Consider the following 21,532-nt stretch of genomic DNA (forward strand, 5'->3'; position numbering starts at 1 on the left):
TAGGAACTCTAAGCCTAATCATGGTTTAGAGTTCTTTTTTGTCTCGTTCTTGAAATTTAAGGATACCAGCCAATCGAACCAAACAGCAAGTGATATCGTGCGTAAGATGTGAAACTGAGAAATTGCGTATGTAAGCGGTTTTTGATTGTCGTCATGCAAAATCTTAACTATTTTATTGAACTCCACCTTGTCGATAAAATCCCAAACTTGGTTTTCTTCATTTTGTAGTAACCCTTCTGCATCTCGGAATAGCCTTCTGGCAGCTAGACGTCCATAAGAGCCGAACACTGCTTTGTCTCGCCTTGTCCTAACCTGTTCTGGTAGACTGCCTTTCATTGCTTCTCTGAAATGCTGACGGCCAATGCCATCTCCCAGTTTTAACTTTGAAGGTACGGACATGCAAAGTTCGAATAATTCTTTGTTAAAGAACGGCAAGGATGCCTGCATATTATAATGGTTGCCTAATGCGAAAAATTCTTCATTAATTGTGATAGACTGTGCATTATAAACTGATGAAAAGCTATGCATATATTTCTCTTCAAGATTTTTGCTCAGCGACTCACTCAACGTTTTATTCAATTTTGATTTTTCCCGGTTTGAATTACGAGCAGATGCCTTGACCAATGAATTGGGGATTGGTTTATCCAGGAATTTATGAATAATAGAATTAAGTCCTCTTTTCAGAAAATGGAGGGTGGAAATGTTAAAGTTTCTTTTAACGTCAGTAAATAACGTAAATAACTCTTTGATAGAAGCTGTTACAGCTACTTCCTGGAACCTGCGCCCGAAAAAATCATGGTAAACGGCTTGTAGTTTCTCATCTTCGTCTAAGGTGTTCCAGTTTTTGAAAAGCCTTAGAAATGATGGATTTTGCGTCCTTTGGGCCAAAAGTTCTTTCAATTCGGCCCATTTTCTTTTCCGGAAGAGCTCAATCAAATAGTCAAAACCATTTCCTACAATTGAGTCGCCATCGTGACCGATGAGCAACGTGGTGCACCGGTGAGAATGAGCAGCCTCGAGTAAACTCCCCTGCAATGCTGGACTTAATATCATGGTCTCCGGATGTCCATATATTGAGGTATATTTGGTCAGAAGATCAAAATCATTATGTTGAGGGGCAATTTCGTGGTGTATAGATCCAATATGATCGGCGACGGCCTGAGCATATTCATTTTCCGATGCAAACTGAGTGTTTGGCGCCCCATAGAAAGTGTGGAATTCTTTTAAAGGGAATAGTTTCCTTGCGAAAGAACTAATCGATGACGAATCCATTCCACCACTAAGGTGAGAGCCCACTATATCACCATTTACAGAGTTTGCTACCGAATTGTGAAACAAATTTTGAAAAACGTTTGCGAATTCTGTCAAGGATGTTAGTTGGCTCCATTGATCAGGATTGAAATCTACCCAGGACTTTGTTATGATGTCACTAGGGGTCACTATGATTTGATGTGCCGGCAAAACAGAATTGATCTGGCAAAAAAAAGTCTCGCTATCATAGTCTACTAATGAATCTGCCCTAAAGGTCAGGTACCGAATTATTCTTTTAGTGTTAATGGTGAGATGATCCAACACACCATCTATTCGGAGTAATGAGGGCAGGCTTGTAGAGAAAGCCAGAAAGCTATCAGGCAAATGAAAATAATAAACGGGGATCAGCCCGAAAGCATCTCTCCTTATTATGCAGGTTTTATGCTTAATACAGTAGGTTACTACAAGATCCCCTGGACTATTATTTACAGTTTCTGCAATGTTAGACAACAAAAACCCCTCACAATCAGTTGACTCGACTGATGAGGGGTTTAAATTTTTTTTTTGAATCTTCGTCTTCCTTAACTAGAAGATGGAACTTGTAATTAACTCTATTTTGATTTCTTACTCGAATAAAACCGCCTTCCCAAATTATTTCGTCAGGCAATTTTTTTATTTCTAGGCCCCTTTCGCAATTTTTTTGATTGAAACGAAACAGGCCATCGACTGTCAAAATGAGTAAGTTATAAAGTGTTACTAGCTCTGAAAATCCATTACACCACCAAAATCGGCCTCACTGCCTCCTTTTGTGGCTTTTGTCAATTTTGCTACATTACCGAATCTGTTCAAAACCGGTTTGCGATAAGACTTTTTTGTCTGTGTAGAGTGCGATGTCACTGTTCTCATTTTGAATTTGTTATATGATTAATACCAGTATCCAGCGTAAATTTAGTCAGATAAATTTAATTTCCAAACTTTTGAAACATTGAATAGGAAAAAATCAAGTTCAGACACATTTGTAACCGGTTGAGTATCGATTTCTACCTACGTCCGAATTCTAATATTTTCCTGGATTTATGTGCGCCGGACTCTATTTTACCGGAGCCAATGCAATCTTCGTTCTGGCAAAGTTCAAAGGAAGTTTGGTCGTCTGAAATCAGTCCGACACCCAATCCATATTGTTTTATTCCAATGTAACGGTTAATAATGGAAGTGTCCTTGCGCTCGACAACGGTGAGGGATCTGTCGAAAGACTGCGTACCGATCATGACCGGCTGATTCACGTTTTCGTAGTGATAGTCTTCGGCTTCCAGGTTGTTATACGTGTTTCCATTCCATTTTAATCTCGAATCGACCGGGAACGCCATGGAGAAAAAAGTCTGATTGTCGATGTTCGTCAAGAGCTTATCGGGATATTTCTGAACCGTGAATTCTTTTACCTTCTGCCAATAATCAGCCGGCGTATTTCTGGTTGAACGGGAGAATGTGTACGTCGAAATGCCTTCTGCGTTGGAAACCACTTTCTCAATCTCATCTTTCTCCTGCCACGTTTTTTTCACAGGCCCTGCTTGCCCCGAGGAGTAAATTTCCTCCTTCACTTCGTAAACGGTATAGTTACCTACTGTTAGCGGATAATATTCGTAAACGTCAACCGGATCTGTATCGCTGTCTTTGCAGGAGAAACCTATAACGGTCATGATAATGCCCAGCGAAAACGTAAGAATCAACGACTTGGGCTGACTGAAATGTTTAATGTGTGTAGATAGTTTCATGTATGCGATTTTGGTTCAACTAATGTAAAAATACTAAAACGAGTCAATTTCTCTCTGCCAGTTTGCCTTTCAAAAAACCAGTCAGGACCTGTAATCCGGTATCGAAACGTGAGTTGTTATTGATGATCATATCCGCTTCTGAGCGTAGCGGCAGAATGAACTTGTCATAGGTAGGGGCAACATGATGCTCCCAGCGGTATAGTACATCGTCGAGATCATAGCCGCGCTCGTTATTATCACGAATTATTCTCCTTTTTATTTTAACATGCTCCTTCGCATCTACAAATATTTTCAAATCAATAAGCCTGGAAATTTCGGGAAAGTAAAAAACGAATATCCCTTCCACAATAATGATCGGTCGTGGTTCAAAAATCAGTATTTCGGGCTTGATCAAGGGGTTGTTAAATGTGTATTCTTTTTGGTGTACTTCCCTTCCCGCGCGTAGTACGGCAATGTGTTCTGCGAACAAATGATGATCAATTGTCTCCGGTAAGTCGAAGTTTTCAACACCATTTTCGTCTCTCGGAATCTCGTGAATTGGTCTGTAATAGTTATCCTGAGAGATTCGGGTGATTTCGTTTTTGTCAAATGCGTCGATCAGACTTTTCATAAAGAAAGTTTTTCCTGACGCACTGCCTCCTGTGATTCCTACAATGTATGGTGTTTTTTCCGGGGTTGTCATATCTGAAAATGAGGTCCTTAGTTGCTGAGGTCTCACATGAATTTAAATTATAACTTTAATCAATAACTGCCAATTTTCCTGCCAGTTTCTCCGTACCGTCACCAGAAACGATGAAAACCATATAAATACCTCCCCGTGCCCGCCGACCGGTGTAGTCGTTCAGGTTCCAGGAGGCGGTGCCGCCCTGCGACCTGGTTTCGTAGATCAAACGGCCGGAAAGTTCGGTAATTTTAACAACAGAGTCATTCATCAGACCTTTTATTCCAACATCCCCTCCATAACCGGGGCGGACCGGATTTGGGAAAATGGTCACCGCCGAGAAATTTTCCGATGCCTGCGTCGAGTTGCTGCGATAAGATACCATTCCTGCCGGTGTATCAATGTACAATGTGCCGGTGGCTGCATCAAAATCCAGCGCATTGATCTGGCTGGATGGCAGTGGGCTGTCTTCGGAAGTGAATTTCTGAACCAGCTCGGTTCCATCCGAATTGAAAAGATAAAGACCGGTACGGGTACCAATCCATTTTCTATTACCAGGTTCAGTTGCGATCGCTGTACATTTTTCATTGGAAAATAACCTTCGTTCACCGTAAACAGGTAAAATAGCATCTACACGAGCTGCGCCCAATACGTCCTGGGGTATAATATAGCCGACGCCTTTGTCGCTGGCAAACCATATATAGCCATCCTGGTCAATGGAAATACTGTTGATCACGCCAGATGGCAGCGTACCATTGCCAATCGAGGTTGAGAGGACCCTTTGCTGATTTTGGGCGTTTTTTACCAATATCCCGCCGCCAAGATACGTGGGTAATCGTGCCCAGGTTAACCCTTCCAAGTCAAGAATGACTGAATCCTTTCTTGGAGAAATAGTCGTGTCGGATTGTGCTGGCGAAGTTGTCTTAAAATCGGAAGCCGTACTTGCAAGCAAGCCATTCTTTTGATCTGCGGCCCACAATGTGCCCGGACTCGTTTCAATGGCCTCCGAAAGCGTTTTGAATAATAGATCGTTTATTAATGTGGGCTTATCATCCTTATCGAGCACCACAATCCGGTTGTCCAATGTAATGATGATCCTATCATCGCTATTGGTGATCGAGTAACGTTTGCTGTCGGACGGGTAGACCAATTTCCAGCTGCCGTTCAGGCTTTGGAATACGCCTTTACCCAAAAATCCTGCATAGATGGTATTGCCGCGTGAGGTAACGGAAACCGTGGCAGCCGGAGTGATTATTAATTTCCAGTTGGCAAAATATTGTCGGTTAACCGTAGACGCCATGGAGGTGACCAGTAATCCCTGAGAAGTAATGGCATATAATGAATCTGCTGAAATAGCTATTCCGCTGACAGCGGCCTGTGCACCATTGGTACCTATATAGCGGTAAGTTTCCTCTACCTGCCTGAGTTTTGGATTGAGTACTACAATCCCAAAGTTGGTGCATAAGTAGGCCAGATCATCTCGGAAAATAACCTGTTTGATATCTTTATTGGAAGGCAGCCCTTGTGTTTCATTAAGAATCGACCATAATTCAATGGACTCAGGTTCGGACTTTTCGTTTAAAAACAAAAGATCAAGATTACCGCTCCGATAGGCGAGTAACAGAAGATTATCTTCGGAATTGAAGGCCATACTGCTCACGCCAGTATCAGTTAGTCCGTCAGATTTTGACCAGGTTTTTGTTTCCTGGTCTGTGGGATTTACACTGAAAAGACCATTGTAAGTCGAACAAAAAATGCGGTCCTTAACTTGCAGTACGTGCTGTGCAGATAGATAATTGAAATGATTTTCCCAATGCCCCAATGGAACATTCTGGCCCCGACTAGCCGGTGCTATTAGCATCCAAAGAAAAATCAGTAAACCAAGCCGTACCATTATCAATCCGCTTTTCTTTGAACCGGTTTTAAATTCTGACCTGCTAGTTGTCAACCGTTATGATGGCTGATCCTTTACCTGAACCTGTCCCGCAGCCGCTTTTTAACGAGCTGATCTTATACTCGGTAGTGGTTGTGGGAGAGACCGAAATCAGGTACGGGTTCAAGAATGTGCCATTGATGGCAGTTCCGTCTGATAATGTAAATGACCAGGGCGGCAGACCATTTTTGAACTTCAACTGAATTCTGGTAGACCTTCCTGCCGTAACAGTCCCTCTTCCCGAAACTTCGCCGATCGCTTTATCGGGAGCAATTACGTCGATTTCTTCAATGGCGCTGGATACGGCGGGCGACGAAGAAATGATCCTGATCTTCTGAGTACGAATGGTATCGCCGACAGCCACTCCGGCTATTTTTACTTTCATGGAAGTAGGCGTAACAGTGGTTGGCAAGCTCACAAATCGTCCCGACTTATCGGTGATCTGCACTACGAATTTATTTCCTGCATTGTAGCGGCCTTCGGTTTTGTAAGGTATATCAATGGTGGAACCAGCACATACCATATTCTGGGGCAGTTTTTCAAGGGTAATGCTGGCAGGAGGACTTTTGACCGTAACCTTCGCTGTACCTGAGAATTTCCCAACACCACAAAGGCCACCGGCAGATGTGATCTGGTAATTGGTATCATAAAAAGGCTTCACTTTGATCTTGTACGGCGATTCCTGAATGTTGTTTTCGTAAGTTCCGTCCGACAGCAGGACAAACCATGGTCCGCCACCCGTAAATTTCAACGTCAGCTCACCGGTTTCGTTTTCACCCAACCGCAGCGAATCTTTTTGCAAAACAGTGACGGTAGGGGAAACAATGCTCACATTGGTAGTTTGACTTACGAGATACGGCGCCGAAGAAGTAACGCGCAGTTTGTATTCGCCCGGTTTGTATGTCGCAGGTATCTCCGTCATGATATAGCCAGTTGTGTCAGGAGCTGATATGGTTTTAAATGCACCAGTCCGGTCGGCGATCTGTACCACGAATTTGTTTCCTTCCTTGTATTTCCCCGTAGCATTAAATGGCACCTGGAATGGTATCCCGCTGCAAAGCTTGGCGATTTTCTCCACCTCTTTCAGTTCCAGTTTCGGTTCCGGATTGTTATTGACATTCACAATGGCTTCCCCCGACATGGTACCGCTTCCGCAGGCATTGGAAATACCTAATATCTTATAAGCTTTCACATCTCTCGGCTTTACGATCAGATAATGCGGGTTGGACATCGTGTGGTAAACGGTGGTGCTATCCGAAAGCCGAAATGACCACGGAGCAGTTCCCGTCAGGCTCACGCGCAAATGTGCTTCCTGGCCAGGCATGATCCGCACCGACTGTGTGCCGTCCGCAACTTCAATCCTTGCGGCAGGAGTTTGCAATAATCGCAATGACACTTCCTGGCTCCGCACGACCGGAATGGAACTGACCACCTGTATTCTGTAAACCTCGCCTCCGATCTTGTAAGAAGGAATTACCGCCTTAATGGGGCTTTTTTTGACCGGAAGAGAAATCGGGACACTTTTCCCGGAAGCGTCAATCAGGTGGGCAATAAATGTGTTGTCTTCGTCAAATGGCCCGTCTGTTTTGAATGGTATGGTAATGGTGGTACCCGGGCAAACCGATAAGTAAGAAATATCGTCAATGATTATTTTGTAAGCATGAACGCTGTCAGCGACCGTTTTTACAGCGGTTTTTTCAAGCTGCTCTTCTGCTTCTTTTTCAGTTAATGTATCTTTTGATATAGGTAAATCATTATCAATGATGGTTGAATCAATTTTGCCGGTAGTGTCGGCTGCCGGGGCAGTGACCTGTGCAGGTTTTGGCTGACCAGTCGTATCTGCGGGAGTGGCAGCGGGTTGCTGCGTTGCCGGAGTAGCGGGTTTCTTTTTGGGAGCAAAAATCTGTCTTTTGGGTGTGCTGGTTCTCCGCTGGGCGTCTGCCTGATTGGAGAGAATCATTAATCCACAAAAAATGAGCAAAACGAATCTGAACATGTAATAATGATTAGTTGTGTATTTAATTCATAGCCACCAAAGTGGTTCCCCGCAGTACAGGCACTACATCGTAAAGGTCAGTCTGAAGGCAGTAGGAAATGTCTTTCTGAATGCCCAAACGTTGCAGTCGGCGTACGTGTGACGAGTTGGAAACGCTGGCCAGGAGGTTGTCCTTGCTCTGAAGATAAAGTCGTTGGGCCATTAATGTGCCGTCTTCCAATAACATAAACTGTTCTTTTAATGCGTCGGCCAATGCGCCAGCAAAGAGCGTATCTTCCAGGTTGGGCCTTCCTTTCCAGCCCGCGCAAAGTACCAGAATGTCGTATGGTTCCGATTTCAGAGAATTGACCAATGCACCCAGATTAAGAAAAGATCCGATCATTACCTTTACCGCGGAAGCCTTGGCTTTGGAAATAGATAACGTTCCATTGGTAGTTGTCATTGCGATCTCTGAACCGATGAGCCGCTCATTCATATAGCTGAATGGCGAATTGTCGAGATCAAAACCCTCTACCTTTCTTGCGTCACGCTCGGCCGCGGCAATAAAACCTTTGTCCTGCAAGAACTTACATTCTTCAATACTGGCGACCGGAGTAATGCTTTTTACACCATAGGCAAGGCCGGTAACCATGCAGGAAGTAGCCCTGAATATGTCGGCAACTACAACTATTGAATTATTAAGCTTGTGTAAATGAAGCAGATCAGGCGTGAGGCAAACATCAAGTTGTTTCATAAAGTGCAATCGAATCGGGGTATCAGTTTAAATGATTTAGTTTTTTACAAAAGGCAGCTTTACTGTTTTTGCTTTCAGCAGTTTGTCTCTGACCTTTACAAAAATCTCTGTATCCGGTTTGCTGAATGCAGCCGGTACATACCCCATTCCAATCCCTTTTTGCAGCGTAGGTGACTGCGTTCCGGATGTAACTTCTCCCAGTTTGCCACCGTCCGCGTCACACAATTCATAATGTCCGCGCGGAATTCCTCTGTCGATCATTTCAAAGCCCACCAGTTTCTTAGTCAAACCGGCTTCTTTTTGTTTTTTAAGGTTTTCTGAATTGATAAAATCCTTCGAAAACTTGGTAACCCAGCCAAGGCCAGCTTCTAATGGAGAAGTGTTGTCGTCGATATCATTTCCGTACAGACAAAAGCCTTTTTCCAGTCTCAATGTATCTCTTGCGCCTAAGCCAACAGGTTTTATTCCAAATTCAGCGCCAGCTTCAAATATGGCATCCCACATTTTTTCGGCGTCCTCATTTTTAACATATATTTCAAATCCGCCTGCACCTGTATAACCCGTTGCTGAAATCACGACATCCGCAATACCAGCCATTTCTCCGATCTGGAAGGTATAATATTCCATGGAGGGTAAATCGACCGAAGTTAGTTTTTGCAAAGTAGCGGTAGCATTGGGCCCCTGCACTGCAAAAAGGCAAAGCGCGTCGGAAAGATTTTCCATTGCGACACCCTCTGTGTTCTGGCTCTGGATCCAGTTCCAGTCTTTTTCAATGTTGGAAGCATTCACTACCAGCATATAATCGTCTTCTTTAATGCGGTAAACCAGTAAATCGTCCACCACTCCGCCGGTTGCATTGGGGAGGTAGCTGTACTGAACTTTGCCGTCGTACAATGCACTAGCGTCATTCGACGACACTTTTTGTATCAGGTCCAATGCTTTCGGCCCTTTTACACTAAACTCTCCCATATGTGACACGTCGAAAACGCCGACATTATTTCTTACAGTGTGGTGCTCGTCCAGATCCGAAGAATAGCGCACAGGCATTTCAAAACCCGCGAACGGGACCATTTTAGCGCCTAACCGGATATGAACTTGATGTAAAGGGACAGTTTTCATGTATGGTAAATTGGTTCACATTAATTTACAAAAGTATGCAAAGCAGGGCAAAGCCACACAAAAAACTCTTTTTTCAAAGTTCAGACACTTCTTTTTGAAGTATATTGTGAAAAAATAGGTGAGAATTATGAAGATACAATTATTAGCTTTCATGGCTTTTCTGTCGGCGGAAAGGGGTTTTGCGCAAACAGCTACATTCAATGGTGAATTGATCGACGATAAAATCAGCATTGGCTATGGCGTCGCGCAGGGAGATGTGGATGGTGACGGAAAGCCGGATATTCTGTTGGCTGATAAAAAGGAAATTGTTTGGTATAAAAACCCCGGGAAGAAAGGCCAGCCTTGGACAAAATATGTGATCGCCAAAGACCTTACCGAGCAGGATAATGTATGTATCGCAGCTCGTGACATTGACGGCGACGGAAAGGTGGAAATAGCAGTAGGCGCACAATGGAACCCTTCCGAAACCAAAAACCTGAAACAATCGGGAGCTGTATTTTACCTCGCCGCTCCTGACGACCGGACACAGGCCTGGGAGCCGGTGCGCCTGCATCACGAGGTTACGATCCATCGGATGCAGTGGGTTAAGAAAGCAGATGGTGGTTTCCAACTGGCGGTACTTCCGCTGCATGGCGAGGGAAATGCGGCCGGCGAAGGTGTAGGAGTGAAACTGATCATTTTCGACGTGCCTGAGAACCGCAAAACGATCTGGGGCTATGAACTAGTGGAAACCAATATGCACATGACCCATAATATGCAGCCTATGGAGGTGCCAGGCAGGATTTTGGGACTTTCGATTGCGGGAAAGGAAGGCGTGCAAGTATTTTTGAATGGTGCGGATGGATGGGCACCGTCGGGAAACTGGATGGTAGCAGGTTCTGGAGTAGGAGAGATCAGGACGGGAAGCCTTGGGAAAAATCAGTTGTTTACTGCAGCTATTGAGCCCATGCATGGAAGTTCGCTGGTGGTGTATTCCAAAGACAATCGCACGGTATTAACAGATAAGATTAAAGAAGGCCACGCGTTGGCATGCGCTGATTTTTTCGGGCAGGGCAGGGACCAGGTGGTAATGGGCTGGCGCAACCCGAATGTGCTCGGGGAAACAGGAGTAAGGATTTTCGTGGGCTCCGACCCGGAAGGCAAAAAATGGCAGGAGTACGTTTTAGATGAAAAGATCAAGATAGCCTGCGAAGACCTGCTGCCTGCCGATTTGGACGGAGATGGCGATTTGGACATTATCGCCTCCGGCCGCGCTACGCATAATGTCGTAGTGTACTGGAACCAGCGTAAAAAATAAAAAAGTGTCGTTCTTCGGCTCCGCTCAGACTGACACTTTTTTACATTATAAGGCTGACGTGAACAATGTCAGCCTGAGCGAAGCCGAAGGCTAGTCCCGACGGCCCATTAAAAGGCTTACATAGTAAAGTAAAGTAGCCAATGAACCGATAGCAGCGACCAGGTATGTCCTTGCGGCCCATTTAAGAGCATCTGCGGACATAATGTACTCTTTCTCGTTCACAATCCTGTTTTTCTGGATCCAGGCCAATGCTCTGTTACTTGCATCATATTCCACAGGAAGTGTGATGAAACTGAACAAAGTAGTAGCTGCAAATAGCGCAACACCAATGGTCAGCGGAATAGGCGTAGTGTTCAGCAATAGGATACCACCAAGGATTACCCACTGCATATAACGTGACGAAACGCTCAGAAAAGGCACCATTTGCGACCTGAACTGCAACCATTTATAGGCCGTCGCGTGCTGTACCGCGTGTCCGCATTCGTGAGAAGCTACCGCAGCAGCCGATACGCTGCGGCCGTAAAACACGTCCGGGCTAAGGTTAACCGTTTTATCCTGAGGATTATAGTGGTCGCTCAGCCGTCCTTCAACAGATACTACCCTGACATCATAAATGCCACTTTCCCGCAACATGGTTTCCGCGATTTCCTTTCCGCTCATACCATTGCTCAGGCCTACCTGAGAATACTCTTCAAATTTACTCTTCAATCGCCATTGCACGTAAAGGCTAATGACCATCACGAGTATACCAATCAAATATGCACCTGCCATAGTTATCTTATTTATATCCTTGTTTTATCTTTTCAATCAATGCGGTAGTCGAATATCCTTTGACAAGGGCTATCGTTTTTACCTCACCTCCTTTACCTAAAACAAAATCCGCGCCAGCAATATTTTCGACAGTATAATCGTCTCCTTTGACCAAAATGTCAGGTCTTACTGCCTCAATCAACTGACTTGGCGTCGGTTCGTCGAACAAAATGACAGCATCTATAAAAGATAAAGCAGCCATCAATCTTGCTCTTGCATACTCATTGACCACCGGGCGTAACGGGCCTTTTAATCTGCTTACAGAAGCGTCTGTATTAAGGCCTAATACGAGCCTGTCGCCGAGTGCGCGTGCTTTTTCAAGATAATCAATATGTCCGAGATGTACAATATCGAAGCATCCATTTGTGAAAACCACCTTTTGGCCAGCACGCTGCCAGTCTTCAATGGTAGATATGGCTTCTTCTAATCTGAGGATCTTGCTTTCTGTAAAATTCATTGTTAAAGCGGTATAGGATTATAGAAATGGAATATGGTATCATACTTGGTTTCCATTCTCCCAGACTATTGTAAGTTCTTAAATTAATTCCCGGCAGACACTTGTTCGGGCTCTGGCAATGCTTTTTTGTTTTGTACCAAAACATACAAAAAGGCCAGTGCGCCAATCAGCAGCATAAATATCATTTGTGCCCCGTGAATGAAAGTGGCTAACGTAATACCATCATTTTGTGACAATCCGTAAAGAACCATAACGTTCCCGACGAGCAGGTGGTATGCGCCGATACCTCCCTGTGTGGGGGCCGTCATGCCTATCGCGCCTACTACCAGCAAGGTGAGGCCGGCCAGTGGGCCCAGATCTGAGGTTTCGGGGATACAAAAGAATAGTACGTATGAAATCAGGAAATAAAGCACCCAAATCATTAAAGTGCTGAGGATGAATAATCCCGGACTCCGCAGTTTGCGAACGCTTAGCAGCCCTTCCAGCATTCCTTGCGCAAAACTGACAATCTTGGCAATGATCGCATTTTGCTGCATCTTATTTCTCAGAGCGACATTTTTGAACAAAATAAAACCAGCTACTGCTACCAAAACCAAGCCGCCTACCAATATACCGAGTAACAGACCGCTTCCCGATCCACCTTGGCTACCCCCAATTTTACTTTGGAAAAAATCGGTAAAGAATGTGCTCAGCCGTTCGAATTCCAGAATGAAATTCAGGCCGATTAATATTAGGAGGATGATCACGTCGAAAATCCGTTCCGCGACAACAGTTCCAAAGCTGAGGTTCACCGGAATGCCTTCGAGGCGATATAATGTACCACAGCGCGTTACCTCGCCCATTCTTGGGACAATGTAGTTGGCAAAATACCCTGTTAATACTGACACTGAACTATTTACCAGCCCGGGTTTGTGGCCTAGCGGCTCCATTAACATTCCCCAGCGCCAGGCGCGGGTAACGTGGGCACATAGCAGGAAAAAGCAGGAAACCGCTATCCATCGCCAGTCGGATTTGGCAAACCGGTCGAGCATCTCGGACAAATTGATGTCTTTGAAAACAAACCAGATCAGGCCGCCTGCTAGCACAAGCGATATCGTGTAACGTAAGACGTTCTTCATAGCTACTCCTTAATATGTGCAGTGTTAGTTTTGGATATGGCTGGATTACACAACCAGACGGTTGTTGTGATCCGGGAAAACGACCATTGGTTTGAAGGTTTTGGCCTCTTCCTGGGTCATGGAGCCATATGCGATGATAATAATGATATCACCGATCTGTACTCTCCTGGCAGCCGCGCCGTTGAGGCAGATCATGCCGGTACCTCTTTCTCCCTTAATGACGTAAGTTACAAAGCGTTCGCCATTGTTATTGTTGACAATATGTACTTGTTCGTTTTCCAGCAATCCCGCAGCGTCCATCAGATCTTCATCAATGGTGATACTGCCTACATAATTCAATTCCGCCTGAGTCACCTTCACCCGGTGAATCTTCGATTTCATGATGGTTATTTGCATTACCCGGTGTTGTAAGTCGAGATTCTATTTTAAAGATGCATTAATTCCCAAAGTTACAGGATTAATACCCAGCCTTCAAAACATAGTGGTTTTAGGAAGGGTTCCCGTGACTGAAAGGCCATTGTATTGTACTTCCCGGACATAGATTAATGATATTAATTACAAGATTTATTTCAATGAACCGGTCTGATGCCCGACACTTTGCGGGGAACATCATTATATTTAAGCGTGAATTAGTACTATTCAGTAATATTCCGGTAAAGAATGCTTTAAACTTTATTATCAACTTTATTTTTTCATTACTAAACCGATGAATACAGAAAATAAACCGAAAGATGTGAACCGCCGCGACTTTTTGCAAAAGACTACGGCAGCAGCAATTGGCAGTTTTTTTATTGTTCCCCGCCATGTGCTGGGCAAGGGCTATCGCGCTCCAAGCGATAAGCTCAATATTGCCGGTGTCGGCGTGGGCGGTAAAGGTTTTTCTGACACCAACAACGCATGGAACAAAGGCGCTGAGAATCTGGTAGCACTTTGTGACGTGGACTGGGGGCAGGCACAGGTAAAAAAGAATTTCGAGCTGCACCCTGACGCCAAAAAATACAAGGATTTTCGTAAGATGTTCGACGAAATGGAAAAGGACATTGACGCGGTAACAGTTTCTACTACCGACCATATGCACGCCATTATCGCTATGGCTGCCATGCAGAGAGGTAAGCACGTGTATGTCCAGAAGCCTTTGACGCACGATATTTACGAAGCGCGGATGCTGACCGAAGCCGCCCGCAAATACAAGGTAGTAACGCAAATGGGTAACCAGGGAGCATCCAATCCTGCCCAGAACCAGATGAAAGAATGGTTCAACAAAGGGTTGATCGGTAATGTACACGAAGCACACGTGTGGACAAACCGTCCGGTATGGCCACAAGGTATCCCTGTCCCAACAGGCAAATTTGAAGTTCCTGCAGATCTTGATTGGGATCTTTGGGTAGGTTCTGCAGAATGGGTGGATTATAATCCGGCATGGCACCCGTTCAAATGGCGTGGATGGTGGAATTTCGGTACCGGTGCATTGGGCGATATGGGCTGCCACCTGATCGACCCTGCTTTCCGTACATTGGGACTAGGCTATCCTACCGAACTTGAATGTAGCGTGGGCCAGGTTTTCATCAAAGACTGGACCGCTGAGTACATTCCTGAAGGCTGCCCGCCATCATCGAGAGTACAATTGAAATTCCCGGCTAACAAAGTCAACAAATCAGAAGTTACATTGACTTGGCATGATGGCGGTCTTCGTCCATTCCACCCGGATCTGATTCCTGCAAATGATCCGCTGGGAGAGCCGGACAGCAGTAATGGTGTTCTTTTGATCGGTGAAAAAGGGGTAATGACCTGCGGAACGTACGGTGTTGCTCCCAAAGTATATCTGAAAGACGGAACCAAGCTGGAATACAAGCCAGGTGATTTTGGAAACAAATACACCACCATGCCTGAGTTCGGTCACCACGTTTCATGGTCAGACGCTTGTAAAGCAGGTTTCAACAGCAAAGAGCACAAGGTGCTAACTTCGTCGTTCGACTACGCCGGACCTTTGACAGAAACGGTGATCATGGGTAACCTGGGTATCCGAAGCTATAACCTGCGTCAGGCAAAGGCTGATGGAAAAGGATTTGACTATCCAGGTCGTAAGAAATTGCTATGGGATGGTAACAATATGAAAATCACCAACTTTGACGAAGCCAACCAGTTCGTAAAACGCAAATACCGCGGCGACTGGAAATTGTCGTAATACTTTTGTGAGACTGAGCGGACGGGACCGCCCGGCGGTCCCGTCCGCTCAGTCTCACAATTTAAAAAACAACATTATCAATCAACCTCACCGGCCCAAGAAACGCTGCGATACAAATGGCGTTACTATCTTCAGCACCAATACTTTCAATGGACATCAAAGTCTTCACGTCCACCACTTCAAAGTAATCGAGTGTAAATTCCTTAATACCTGCAAACTCGCCGTGTGCGGACTTTATAACATCCTTTACAGGCTTACCTGCGAGCAGATTATTTTTTGAGGTCGTCAAAATACGATGGATGTGAGGTGCAATGGCTCTTTCTTCATCATTGAGCCGTCTGTTTCGCGATGACATCGCCAATCCATCCGTTTCGCGGATAGTGGGGCATACAACGAGTTTAAGATCGAATGCGAGATCAGTGATCAATCTTCTGATAACCGAAACCTGCTGTAAATCTTTTTGACCAAAATAAGCATGGTGGGGACGGACGATATTAAACAGCTTGGATACCACGATCCCCACGCCATTAAAATGTCCCGGTCTTGAAGCGCCTTCCATTACGCTTTCGAGCGAGCCGAAATTGATTTTGAGCACAGCAGGTTCCGGGTACATTTCTTCCACTGAGGGCGCAAATACGGCCGAACAACCGGCGTTTTCCAGCATGACACAATCCGCTTCGAGCGTCCTGGGGTATTTGAGAAGATCCTCAGCATTGTTGAACTGCGTCGGGTTGACAAAAACACTGCAAACGGTAATGTGATTGTCTGTTTTGGAAGCCTCGATGAGCGAAATGTGACCTTCGTGCAAGGCACCCATGGTAGGTATCAGGCCAATGGTTTTTTGTTGTAATATTTGCTGATCAAGAAAATTCCGAAGGCTTTTGACTGAAGTAAATACTTCCATGGAAAAAGTAAAATCTGAGGGAGTAACCGGTGCCGTACTATTGCTTTATAATCTGTGTGGGCAACTAGTGGTGACAGGCTGGAAAATTTTGGAACGGGAAATCCCAAACTGAACGCAATATTACACTTAGTTTGGAATATCTTTTGAAATTGCGATTTTTTTTGTATAATTTTGCAAAACTTTTTTTCACAAACTGCTAAAAGATCTATGGAGAAACTACGAATTTTGTATGTAGCCAGTGAAATCAACCCTTTCCTCCAAACCACTGATGTTGCCGATTACGTAAGGAAACTTCCTCAGGCAATGCAGGAACGAGGTGCAGAAATCAGAATTCTTGTTCCCCGTTTTGGTCTTATCAATGAACGCAAAAACCGGCTTCATGAAGTAGTTCGACTTTCAGGAATAAATATTACCGTAGGAGATGAAGAAAAGCCACTAATCATTAAAGTAGCCTCTATTCCAAATGCGAAGCTGCAAGTCTATTTTATAGACAATGATGATTATTTTCACCGTAAATCAGTGTTCTTTGATAAAGAGAACAATTTTTATGATGACAATGATGAACGTGCGATTTTCTTCTGTAAGGGGGTTTTGGAAACGGTAAAAAAATTGGGATGGGCTCCGGATGTAGTTCACTGCAACGACTGGATGACAGCGTTGATCCCATTGTATTTGAAAACTACGTATCGCAACGATCCGATGTTTAAGGATACAAAAAGTGTATTTACGGTACATAACAATGCTTTTGACTTCAAGTTCGATGCAGATTTGCAAAGCAAAGCAAAAGCGATGGATGTAAGCGATGAGGCTTTGGCCCATTTGCACTCTGCGGATTTCGAAGGTTTTGTAAAAATCGGGTGTGCTTATGCAGATGCGGTTTTGAAAGCGGACGATCACTGCAGCGAAAGCCTTAACCAGATTTTCAATGATGCGCCTAAGCGTGTTGAGCTGGATGAGCAGGACGAAAAGTTCTCTGAGTCTTACTACAATTTGTATACTGACCTGATGAGTTAGTAAATAATCAATCATTGAAAACGGCGGCTTTTTTAAGTCGCCGTTTTTTTTGTGCATGTGTTCGAGCACTTCATTTGAATTGGATAATTTTTAGTATTAAATTAAAAATAAGCTTGTTAACCAGTTTCTATTGCTATTTATTTGCACGTTAGCATTGACATACACTCAAACAAAATTTGCGAAAATATGTGCGGAATTGTGGCTTATGTTGGAAACAGGGAGGCATATCCTCTGATTTTGAAAGGGCTTAAAAGACTCGAATACCGGGGATACGACAGTTCAGGTATTGCCCTGCTCGAAAATGATAAATTGAATATTTACAAGAAAAAGGGTAAGGTGTCAGACCTGGAAAGTGTACTGGCCGACAAACATCTTACAGCAACAATCGGAATAGGGCATACCCGGTGGGCAACACATGGCGAGCCAAACGACGTCAATGCGCACCCTCACTTCTCCAATAACCGCAAGCTTTCCATCATCCACAACGGGATCATTGAAAATTACGCGTCCATCAAACAACAGCTGATTAAGAAAGGACATGTCTTTCTAAGCGATACCGATACAGAAGTGCTCATTCATTTTATTGAAGACATCCAGCTGGAAACCGGTGGTTCGCTTGAATCTGCCGTACGCCTCGCTTTAAAGGAAGTAGTAGGTGCATATGCTATCGTAGTGATGTCGGTGGATCATCCTGGCCAGCTTATTGCCGCGCGAAAAGGCAGCCCGCTGGTCATTGGAATCGGGGAGGGGGAGTTCTTTTTTGCTTCCGATGCGACGCCCATTATTGAGTATACCAAAGACGTCGTGTATCTGGACGACTACGAGGTCGCTGTGATCAGTGACGGAAAGCTCAGCATTCAAAATCTTGATAATACCGCTACCATTCCGTACATCCAGAAACTGGAAATGGAGCTCGAAACCATTGAAAAAGGTGGTTACGACCATTTTATGATCAAGGAGATCTTCGAACAACCACGGTCCATTGCTGACAGTATGCGGGGCAGGGTACGTGCCGACGACGCACATTTACAGTTGGGAGGGTTGAGCAATTATCTTGATAAGCTCGCCAATTCCGACAGGATCGTGATCATTGGCTGTGGTACTTCCTGGCACGCTGGGCTTGTAGCGGAATACCTGTTTGAAGAACTGGCACGCGTCAATGTGGAAGTGGAGTACGCTTCCGAATTCAGGTACCGTAATCCTGTGATCAACGAGAAAGATATCGTTATCGCGATTTCACAATCGGGAGAAACGGCCGATACATTAGCTGCCATCGAACTGGCTAAGTCAAAAGGAGCGACCATTTTTGGCGTTTGTAATGTGGTAGGCTCGTCCATTGCACGCGCTACCGACGCAGGCGCCTATACACATGCGGGCCCTGAGATAGGAGTGGCGAGTACCAAGGCATTTACGGCTCAGGTGACTGTGCTAACGTTAATGGCCATCGCGACGGCAAAAAGAAAAGGTACCATTTCAGAGGAAACTTATCGTCAGCTACTGATCGAGCTGGAAACGATTCCTTCGAAGGTAAGCAAGGTGTTCGAGAACGCTTCCAAAATCAAAGAGATCGCGTTTATCTTTACCTATGCGCGAAATTTCATTTATCTCGGACGAGGACTGAATTTCCCGGTAGCATTGGAAGGCGCGCTCAAACTGAAAGAAATATCCTACATCCACGCGGAAGGTTATCCAGCTGCCGAAATGAAGCACGGACCTATCGCATTGATAGACGAAGATATGCCGGTAGTGTTCTTGGCAACGAAAGACGGGTCATACGAGAAAATCGTGTCGAACATTCAGGAAGTAAAAGCAAGAAAGGGGCGTGTGATCGCCATTGTTACCGAGGGAGATACATTGATTCCCGGTATGGTTGATTTTGTGATTGAAGTGCCGAAAACGCATGAAATCCTGACGCCGCTGGTTTCTGTGATTCCATTGCAGCTGCTATCCTACTACATTGCTGTGATGCGCGGCCGTAATGTGGATCAGCCGAGGAATCTTGCGAAATCAGTGACAGTGGAATAAAGAATTCCGGTTTTCGTTAGTTTTGTGCATTCAGTTCTCAAATCATGCCAATTCTAAAACAACTGTTACATAGCTGCGCGGCGATTATGACGGCGCTGATCATTTTTTCTTGTGAAAAAAAAGAAGATCAGAGTTACGTTCCCCGCCCAAAAGGGTTCAACCGGATAGAGCTGCCTTCCAATACTTACCAGAAACTATCCGAGGCTCATCCCTATACATTTGAATATTCCCGGTACGCAGAAGTGGTACCGGATACATTTTCAATGGCCGAAAAAGACTGGATCTTTATCAATTATCCGCAGTTTAAGGCCAGCATTCAGCTGACTTATAAAGAGTTGAAAAATGACCCAGGCAGGTTAAAAGCGTTTATTAATGATAGCTACAAGCTGGCCGGAAAGCATCAGATCAGGGCGTCATCCATTCAGGAGCAGCGGGTTCTTTCCAAAAGCGGGCGTACTGCCATTATTTTCAAGATTGAAGGTGATGTGCCCAGTCCTTACCAGTTTTATACAACAGATAGTACAGAACATTTCCTGAGAGGTGCCGTTTATTTTCCTACGGCTACCAAAAATGACTCCCTGGCCCCTGTGATCGACTATATTCAAAAGGACATGATCCAGCTTCTCAACACATTGGAGTGGAGATAAAATGTGGTGAAGAATATTGCGGTGGAAATTTGAAGCATGTATCTTTGGGGCTCTCACCTCAACAACACGATACACTATGGCCAGAAAGCAACCCAAAAACCAGCTTCTCCTTGATTTTTCAGTCCGCGGAAACAGGATCGTTCTGCATCTAGGACAAGTTGAAAGTCAGCGTGTTGCGGACCAGCTATTCGAAGGTTTGGTAAATGGTGACTGGATGATAGAGCCGGCTGGTGAGGTAGCAGACATTTCTTACGCTCAGGATATTGTGCATCAGATCGGTCACAAACTTCCTTATCCAGAGGGTGTTAAAATCGCGCAATTGCACAATGTTGATCCGCTTTTCAAAGGTTTTTCGGCTATATATCGTCAAAAAGGATGGGTGTTTGTGAATGCTGCTTCGGAGCTTAATGAACGCAATTATCACATTCATTTATTGACCGTTTCGCTGGGCCTTCATACGCTTTATTCCAATACAAATTCCCTTGCAGCCCGTTCCGAACAACTAATTTTCGAGGCACTTTTGCCATTTGAAGAAGTCGAGAGCTTTTTCAGAAATGACATTTCCAAGATCCCCGATTTCCTGGCATCCGACATTGCCAATTTTTTCAAAGTACCTTTTCCAATGGTACTGAAAAGAGCTTTGCTACTGAAAATCATCACTGACGAGCAGTACAGAAGCTTTATGACCGTTATTCCCGCAGCTTCTTCCAAGCCACGGGAGTTATTTCTATCAAAGGACGGGAGTATAGATGATTTGGAAGCGCAGCTGTTTCTGGGCCTCGGAGAATAATAATCTTACTTTTTCTTAACTGCCATATTGCTTAAATCGGGCAATGGGCTTACCGACGTCCACCCTCCGTCCACCACCAGGCTTTGTCCTGTAATGTGACCTGAATGTGGCGAAAGCAGGAACAATGCAGCATTGGCAATGTCCTCGCAGATAGCAGGCCTCCCCATAGGTGTAATCGCCGACCATGTTTTGGGATAGGTCGGATCTTCGGCTAGCGTTCTTTCCGTCAATGTAGCACCAGGAGCGACTGTGTTAATGGTTATTCCGTGCGGAGATAGTTCCAAAACCAGGTTTTTGGCCAACATTTCCAAGCCCGCCTTTGTCATCGCATATGCTCCAAGAAACTGGTGCGCCTGATGCCCGACCACGGACGACATGAGCAATATTCTCCCACCTGATTTTTGAAGACGCATTTGCTTCGCCGAAGCTTGTGTCAATAAAAACGAACCCATCAAGTTCACTTCCAGGACTTTCCTTAGATTTTCGACCGGGTAGTCAAAAAAATCACCAAAAAGCGTAATTCCTGCATTGGCTACGGTTAATGTAAGTTTTCCAAAGCATTTGACAGCCTCGTCAACCATGCCGTCGATGATGTCTGGATTAGAAGCATCACCGGCAAATGCAACACATTCACCTTCCTTATTGCGGATTTTACGGGCAGCATCAGCCGCAAGCGATTTGTCGGCATCATTCAAAATAATACACGCACCCTGACTGGCAAGCTGCTTCGCAATTTCAAATCCGATTCCCTGCCCCGCTCCGGTAACAATCGCAACCTGATTGTCGAATAATTGGCTGTTCATTTTTTACGCTACTAAAT

20 protein-coding genes are annotated in these 21,532 nt (G+C 44.8%); 6 read left to right on the plus strand and 14 right to left on the minus strand.

Translation table 11 applies throughout. The features are described from left to right. Positions 1 to 18: 18 nt before the first annotated feature. The 8 genes from ON006_RS29350 to gcvT form a co-directional block, all read right to left on the minus strand. A complete protein-coding gene (locus ON006_RS29350; protein WP_310590308.1) occupies positions 19 to 1,575 on the minus strand; it encodes an asparagine synthase-related protein in 1,557 nt (518 codons plus the stop codon). Positions 1,576 to 2,007: 432 nt separating this feature from the next. Next, complete coding sequence (locus ON006_RS29355) at positions 2,008 to 2,157, minus strand: hypothetical protein (protein WP_244821740.1); 150 nt, start codon at positions 2,155 to 2,157, stop codon at positions 2,008 to 2,010. A gap of 134 nt (positions 2,158 to 2,291) precedes the next feature. Then, complete coding sequence (locus tag ON006_RS29360; RefSeq protein WP_244821741.1) at positions 2,292 to 3,023, minus strand: hypothetical protein; 732 nt, start codon at positions 3,021 to 3,023, stop codon at positions 2,292 to 2,294. 43 nt (positions 3,024 to 3,066) lie between these two features. Further along, positions 3,067 to 3,705 (minus strand): uridine kinase family protein, encoded by a 639-nt coding sequence (locus ON006_RS29365; RefSeq protein ID WP_244821742.1) that lies wholly within the window; start codon positions 3,703 to 3,705, stop codon positions 3,067 to 3,069. A 55-nt stretch (positions 3,706 to 3,760) separates the two neighbouring features. Then, complete coding sequence (locus tag ON006_RS29370) at positions 3,761 to 5,545, minus strand: PorZ beta-propeller-like domain-containing protein (RefSeq protein ID WP_244821743.1); 1,785 nt, start codon at positions 5,543 to 5,545, stop codon at positions 3,761 to 3,763. Between the two features lie 76 nt (positions 5,546 to 5,621). After that, the gene (locus ON006_RS29375) at positions 5,622 to 7,613 is read right to left on the minus strand and encodes a hypothetical protein (RefSeq protein ID WP_244821744.1); all 1,992 of its coding nucleotides are present in this window, start codon (positions 7,611 to 7,613) and stop codon (positions 5,622 to 5,624) included. 22 nt (positions 7,614 to 7,635) lie between these two features. After that, positions 7,636 to 8,346, minus strand: a complete 711-nt coding sequence (locus ON006_RS29380) for a 2-phosphosulfolactate phosphatase (RefSeq protein WP_244821745.1) — start codon at positions 8,344 to 8,346, stop codon at positions 7,636 to 7,638. 36 nt (positions 8,347 to 8,382) lie between these two features. Beyond that, entirely contained in the window at positions 8,383 to 9,465 is a 1,083-nt protein-coding gene (gene gcvT / locus ON006_RS29385; RefSeq protein ID WP_244821746.1) for a glycine cleavage system aminomethyltransferase GcvT, read from the minus strand. A gap of 127 nt (positions 9,466 to 9,592) precedes the next feature. Between gcvT and ON006_RS29390 the strand changes: the two genes are divergently transcribed. After that, positions 9,593 to 10,762 carry an FG-GAP repeat domain-containing protein gene (locus ON006_RS29390; RefSeq protein WP_244821747.1) on the plus strand — a complete coding sequence of 390 codons (1,170 nt, stop codon included), beginning with the start codon at positions 9,593 to 9,595 and terminating at the stop codon, positions 10,760 to 10,762. A 90-nt stretch (positions 10,763 to 10,852) separates the two neighbouring features. On the opposite strand, the gene ON006_RS29395 is transcribed toward ON006_RS29390, so the two are convergent. From ON006_RS29395 to panD, 4 genes are all read right to left on the minus strand, one after another. Then, positions 10,853 to 11,533 carry a zinc metallopeptidase gene (locus ON006_RS29395; RefSeq protein WP_244821748.1) on the minus strand — a complete coding sequence of 227 codons (681 nt, stop codon included), beginning with the start codon at positions 11,531 to 11,533 and terminating at the stop codon, positions 10,853 to 10,855. Positions 11,534 to 11,540: 7 nt separating this feature from the next. Next, entirely contained in the window at positions 11,541 to 12,029 is a 489-nt protein-coding gene (gene rfaE2 / locus ON006_RS29400) for a D-glycero-beta-D-manno-heptose 1-phosphate adenylyltransferase (protein WP_244821749.1), read from the minus strand. Between the two features lie 83 nt (positions 12,030 to 12,112). Beyond that, on the minus strand, positions 12,113 to 13,147 hold the full coding sequence (locus ON006_RS29405; RefSeq protein ID WP_244821750.1) for a lysylphosphatidylglycerol synthase transmembrane domain-containing protein: 1,035 nt from the start codon (positions 13,145 to 13,147) through the stop codon (positions 12,113 to 12,115). Between the two features lie 45 nt (positions 13,148 to 13,192). Continuing rightward, positions 13,193 to 13,543, minus strand: coding sequence for an aspartate 1-decarboxylase (gene panD, locus ON006_RS29410; RefSeq protein WP_244821751.1), 351 nt, complete (start codon positions 13,541 to 13,543; stop codon positions 13,193 to 13,195). Between the two features lie 310 nt (positions 13,544 to 13,853). On the opposite strand from panD, the gene ON006_RS29415 reads away from it, so the two are divergent. Further along, entirely contained in the window at positions 13,854 to 15,332 is a 1,479-nt protein-coding gene (locus tag ON006_RS29415; RefSeq protein WP_244821752.1) for a Gfo/Idh/MocA family protein, read from the plus strand. A gap of 61 nt (positions 15,333 to 15,393) precedes the next feature. Here the strand turns inward: ON006_RS29415 and panC are convergent, their stop codons facing one another. Next, complete coding sequence (gene panC, locus ON006_RS29420; protein ID WP_244821753.1) at positions 15,394 to 16,236, minus strand: pantoate--beta-alanine ligase; 843 nt, start codon at positions 16,234 to 16,236, stop codon at positions 15,394 to 15,396. A 207-nt stretch (positions 16,237 to 16,443) separates the two neighbouring features. Here panC and ON006_RS29425 point away from each other — a divergent pair, with 207 nt between their 5' ends. The 4 genes from ON006_RS29425 (at position 16,444) to ON006_RS29440 (ending at position 20,712) form a co-directional block, all read left to right on the plus strand. Next, complete coding sequence (locus ON006_RS29425) at positions 16,444 to 17,250, plus strand: glycogen/starch synthase (RefSeq protein WP_244821754.1); 807 nt, start codon at positions 16,444 to 16,446, stop codon at positions 17,248 to 17,250. Positions 17,251 to 17,436: 186 nt separating this feature from the next. After that, positions 17,437 to 19,275, plus strand: coding sequence for a glutamine--fructose-6-phosphate transaminase (isomerizing) (gene glmS, locus ON006_RS29430; RefSeq protein WP_244821755.1), 1,839 nt, complete (start codon positions 17,437 to 17,439; stop codon positions 19,273 to 19,275). Positions 19,276 to 19,361: 86 nt separating this feature from the next. Next, entirely contained in the window at positions 19,362 to 19,922 is a 561-nt protein-coding gene (gene gldD / locus ON006_RS29435; RefSeq protein ID WP_445438765.1) for a gliding motility lipoprotein GldD, read from the plus strand. Between the two features lie 76 nt (positions 19,923 to 19,998). Next, positions 19,999 to 20,712: a hypothetical protein gene (locus ON006_RS29440; protein WP_244821757.1), complete on the plus strand. Its 714-nt coding sequence runs from the start codon at positions 19,999 to 20,001 to the stop codon at positions 20,710 to 20,712. 5 nt (positions 20,713 to 20,717) lie between these two features. Here ON006_RS29440 and ON006_RS29445 read toward each other — a convergent pair whose 3' ends face one another. Then, complete coding sequence (locus ON006_RS29445) at positions 20,718 to 21,515, minus strand: SDR family NAD(P)-dependent oxidoreductase (RefSeq protein ID WP_244821758.1); 798 nt, start codon at positions 21,513 to 21,515, stop codon at positions 20,718 to 20,720. Between the last annotated feature and the right edge of the window lie 17 nt (positions 21,516 to 21,532).

Source organism: Dyadobacter pollutisoli (genome assembly GCF_026625565.1).
GTDB classification, from domain to species: Bacteria; Bacteroidota; Bacteroidia; order Cytophagales; family Spirosomataceae; genus Dyadobacter; species Dyadobacter pollutisoli.